The organism is Achromobacter sp. (assembly GCF_036567245.1).
Classification (GTDB): Bacteria; Pseudomonadota; Gammaproteobacteria; order Burkholderiales; family Burkholderiaceae_B; genus Achromobacter.
Map to the genome: position 1 here is coordinate 1 of NZ_DATCUY010000561.1, position 4,415 is coordinate 4,415.

4 protein-coding genes are annotated in these 4,415 nt (G+C 68.3%); 3 read left to right on the top strand and 1 reads right to left on the bottom strand.

The window, feature by feature from the left end; all coding sequences use genetic code 11:
• From VIR09_RS23570 to VIR09_RS23580, 3 genes are all read left to right on the top strand, one after another.
• The coding region (locus VIR09_RS23570) for an aldehyde dehydrogenase (RefSeq protein ID WP_332015046.1) at positions 1–1,301 on the top strand (1,301 nt) is incomplete at its 5' end.
• A 272-nt stretch (positions 1,302–1,573) separates the two neighbouring features.
• Positions 1,574–2,530 (top strand): tripartite tricarboxylate transporter substrate binding protein, encoded by a 957-nt coding sequence (locus tag VIR09_RS23575; RefSeq protein WP_332015047.1) that lies wholly within the window; start codon positions 1,574–1,576, stop codon positions 2,528–2,530.
• Between the two features lie 16 nt (positions 2,531–2,546).
• On the top strand, positions 2,547–3,296 hold the full coding sequence (locus VIR09_RS23580) for a class II aldolase/adducin family protein (RefSeq protein WP_332015048.1): 750 nt from the start codon (positions 2,547–2,549) through the stop codon (positions 3,294–3,296).
• On the opposite strand, the gene VIR09_RS23585 is transcribed toward VIR09_RS23580, so the two are convergent.
• The coding region (locus VIR09_RS23585) for a thiamine pyrophosphate-dependent enzyme (protein WP_332015049.1) at positions 3,284–4,415 on the bottom strand (1,132 nt) is incomplete at its 5' end. The two genes, VIR09_RS23580 and VIR09_RS23585, sit on opposite strands and share 13 nt — an antisense overlap.

The window sequence follows — 4,415 nt, forward strand, 5'->3', positions numbered from 1 at the left end:
GCCGCGCCTTCGAGGCCGGCGTCTGGAGCGGCCTGGCGCCGCGCCAGCGCAAGCAGCATCTGCTGCGCCTGGCCGCGCTGATCGACGCGCACCGCGAGGAACTGGCGCTGCTGGAAACGCTGGACATGGGCAAGCCCATCCGCGACGCGCTGGCCTTCGACGTGCCGGAGACGGCGCGCTGCTACGCCTGGTACGCCGAGGCCATCGACAAGATCTACGACGAGATCGCTCCCACCGGCCCGGACGCGCTGGCGACCATCACACGCGAAGCCCTGGGCGTGGTCGCGGCGGTGGTGCCGTGGAACTACCCCCTGATGATGGCCGCCTGGAAGGTCGCGCCGGCGCTGGCCGCGGGCAACAGCGTCATCCTCAAGCCGGCCGAGCAGGCTTCGCTGTCGGCCATCCGGCTGGCGGCGCTGGCAGCGGAAGCCGGCATTCCCGCCGGCGTCTTCAGCGTGGTGCCTGGCCTGGGCGCGCAAGCCGGCCAGGCGTTGGGCCTGCATCCCGACGTCGACTGCATCGCCTTTACCGGATCCACCGCCACCGGCAAGCGCTTCATGGAGTATTCGGGCCAATCCAACCTGAAGCGCGTCTGGCTGGAATGCGGCGGCAAGTCGCCGCACATCGTGTTCGAGGACTGCCCCGACCTGGACCGCGCCGCGCAGGCGGCGGCCCTGGCCATCTTCTCCAACCAGGGCGAAGTCTGCATCGCCGGCTCCCGCCTGTACGTGCAGGACGGCATCTACGACGCCTTCATGGCCAAGGTCGCGGACCATGCCGCCACGCTGCAGCCGGGCGATCCGCTGGACCCCGCCACCGCCATGGGGGCCATGGTCGATGAACGCCAGATGCGCGGCGTGCTGGCCCGCATCGAAGCCGGCGCCGCCGAGGGTGCGCAACTGCGCGTGGGCGGCCGCCAGGCCCGGACTGCCACCGGGGGCTACTACATCGAGCCGACGATTTTCGATTGCGCCGGCCAGGACAACAGCCTGGTGCGCGAAGAGATCTTCGGCCCGGTGCTGGCCGCGCAGCGCTTCGCCACCGAGGACGACGCCGTGCGCCTGGCCAACGACTCGATCTACGGCCTGGGCGCCGGCCTGTGGACCGCCAACCTGTCGCGCGCCCACCGCCTGTCGCGCCGCCTGCGCGCGGGCCTGGTGTGGGTCAACTGCTACGCCGACGGCGACATCACCGTGCCTTTCGGCGGGGTCAAGCAGTCCGGCTTCGGCCGCGACAAGTCGCTGCACGCGCTGGACAAGTACAGCGATCTGAAGACCACCTGGATCAGCTTGACGGTCTGATCCACCCCGGCGGACGCCTGCGCGGCGTCCGCCATCCATGCCATTTCGCGTTATCTGCTTGGCCGCCGGCGTCATTGAAGGCGGCCGGTCCTTGTGCGACCTTGAACGGCGACGGCCTGCCTACCGGGACGCCGTTGCGGGCAGGCGCAGGCGCTCTCCCGCCATCAGAACAATGACTGGAGACAACGATGCGCAATGCGATAAGGCGAGGCGGAACGCAATCCGCCCCCGGGGCGATTCCATCATCATGGCGGCGGGCCGCGCTGGCAGCCATGCTGGCCATTTCGGCCTGGGCCGCAGCCGGGCCGGCTTGGGCGCAAGCCCCCTATCCCGCCAAGCCGGTCACCATCCTGGTCGGCTTCCCCCCCGGTACGGCCACCGACACCGTCGCCCGGATGGTCGGCGACCGTCTGGCGCAGCGGCTGGGACAGCAGTTCATCGTCGAGAACAAGCCCGGCGCGGGCGGCTCCATCGCCGCAGGACTGGGCGCGCGCGCCAAGCCCGACGGCTATACGCTCATGATCGGCGCCTCCGCGCCGCAAGCCATCAACCCGCATGTGTACCCCAACCTGAACTACGACGCGCGCAAGGATTTCGCGCCCATCGGGCTGCTGACCTGGCTGCCCTACCTGTTCGTCGTCAGTCCGGACAATCCGGCCAACAACCTGAAAGACTTCCTCGCGGCCGTGAAGGCCAAGCCGAACCAATACACCTACGCCACCACCGGTGTCGGCACCACCAGCCATCTGGTGACCTCGGTGCTGCTGGCCAAGGCCGGCGCCAGCATGATCCACGTGCCTTACAAGGGCAGCAGCCAGGCGCAGACGGACATCGTGGGCGGACGGACCTATGCCAGCTTCGACACCATGGTGTCGTCCCTGTCCATGGTAAAGGCCGGCCGCCTGAAGGCGATCGCCGTCAGCACCCCGGAGCGGGTCGCTAGCCTGCCGGATGTACCTACGGTCGCCGAACAAGGCTTTCCGGGCTTTGACATGGGCGCCTGGCTGGGCCTGATCGCGCCCGCCGGCATCCCGTCCGACATCCAGCAAAAGCTGGCCGTCGAGGTCAACGCCGTACTGGCAGACCCGGCCGTGCGAGACAAGCTGGCGGATCTGGGCGCCCAGGTCCGCACCACCGCCACGCCCGCCGAATTCGGCGCGCTGATGAAGTCCGAATACGAATCGTGGGGCAAGGTGGTACGCGATTTCAACGTCAAAGCCTCGGACTGAACAGGAGATCACAACCATGCATATCGCTACCTCCATGAGCCCCGAAGAACGCGACACCCGCATTCAACTGGCCGCCTGCTACCGGCTGGTGTCCCACTTCGGCATGAGCGATCTGATCTACAACCACATCACGGCGCGCATACCGGGGCCCGAAGGCCATCTGCTGATCAACCCCTACGGCATGCTGTACGACGAAATCACTGCGTCCAGCCTGGTGAAGATCGACCTGGACGGGAACGTGCTGAGCAACCCGGGCGAGTACGGCATCAACGCCGCCGGCTACGTCATCCACAGCGCGGTGCACGGGGCCCGCCACGACGTGCACTGCGTCATCCATACGCACACGCGGGCCGGCATGGCGGTGTCGGCGCTGCAATGTGGCCTGCTGCCGCTGACCCAGACCGCCATGCGTTTCGCCAAGATTCCGTACCACGACTACGAAAGCGTGGCCATCGACCTGGACGAGCGAGCCCGGCTGGTGGCGGACCTGGGCCGGTCCGAGGCGATGATCCTGCGCAACCATGGCCTGCTGGCGGCAGGCCCCAGCATCGCGCAGGCGTTCAACACGCTGTACTGGCTGGAGATGGCCTGCAAGGCGCAGGTCGACGCGCTGGCCGCCAACCGCGAGCTTTGCCTGCCACCGCCGGAAGTGATCGAGAAGACCTGGCACCTATACCAGCCGACCACGCGCCGCCCTTTCGGCGAACTGGAATGGCCGGCCATGTTGCGCCTGATGGACAGGAAGGATCCCGGCTACCGCGAGTGAGCCGCCAGCTGGCCGCGCCCCAACAGATCGACGCCCGCCCCACTGTCCGCGCCATCCGGCAGGATCGCCGCAAGGCTGGTCTTGACCTCCAGGAAGTACGGCGCGGTCGAGGCCAGCCCCCGGGCGATGGCGGCAGCCACTTGATCCTGGCGCGTGACGTGCTCCGTCGGCATGCCGAAGGCGCGCGCCATCATCGTGAAATCGGGGCTGGCCAGATTGGTGCCCGCGTAGCGCCCGGGATAGGTGCGTGCCTGATGCAGGCGGATGGAGCCATAGCTATTGTTGTTGGAGACGATGAAGAACACCGGCAGTCCGCGCTCGGCCGCGGCCATCATCTCATTGCCCGTCATCATGAAGCCGCCGTCGCCCACCAGGCATACGACCTTGCTTTGCGGGCAACGCAATTGCGAGGCAATGGCCGCCGGCGTGCCGTAGCCCATGGCGCCCGATTGCGACGCCATCAATCTTTGCGGGTGGACAAAGGGAAAATGGCGGTACACCGGCGCGGCGAAGGTGCCCGCGTCCAGGCAGACCATGAGGTCGCGGGGCGCCTGCTCGGCCAGGGCGCGGACCACGGACACGAACGGCACGCCGTCGGCTGCCTGTGGACTGGGCCAGGCGGAGGTGTATTCCCGGATGGCGCGCAGGGACGCGGCCCAGTCACCGCGGACCGTGCTGCCCGTGGCGGGCAAGGCCGTCAATGCCTGCGCGGTAGCCACCGGATCGGCAACGATGCCGACATCGGCCGCGAAATGCTGGTTCACGAAATGCGCATCGGAATGGCAGTGCACCAGCGTCTGCGAGGGTTTGGGATAACCGGGGAACGCGTAGCCCTGCGTGGTGATGTCGCCCAGGCGCGTGCCCAACGCCAGGATCAGGTCGCTGGCGTCAAAGGCCGCGACCTGAGCCGCTGGCGTCGCCAGGTCCAGGTCGCCCGCGTACAGCGGATGCGTGTTCGGAAACAGGTCGTGCTGGCGGAACGATACCGCCACCGGGATGCCGTGCCGTTCAGCCAGCCGCAGCAAGGCATCGCGGCCGCCCGGCGCGTTGAAGGCGCCGCCGGCGATGATCAGCGGCTTGCGGGCAGCGTCCAGCAAGGCCCGCAGCCGCGCCAGCGTG

Coding starts and splice junctions, on each gene's coding strand:
- VIR09_RS23575 (WP_332015047.1), top strand. CDS start 1,574: ATGCTGGCCATTTCGGCCTGGGCCGCAGCCGGGCCGGCTTGGGCGCAA.
- VIR09_RS23580 (WP_332015048.1), top strand. CDS start 2,547: ATGCATATCGCTACCTCCATGAGCCCCGAAGAACGCGACACCCGCATT.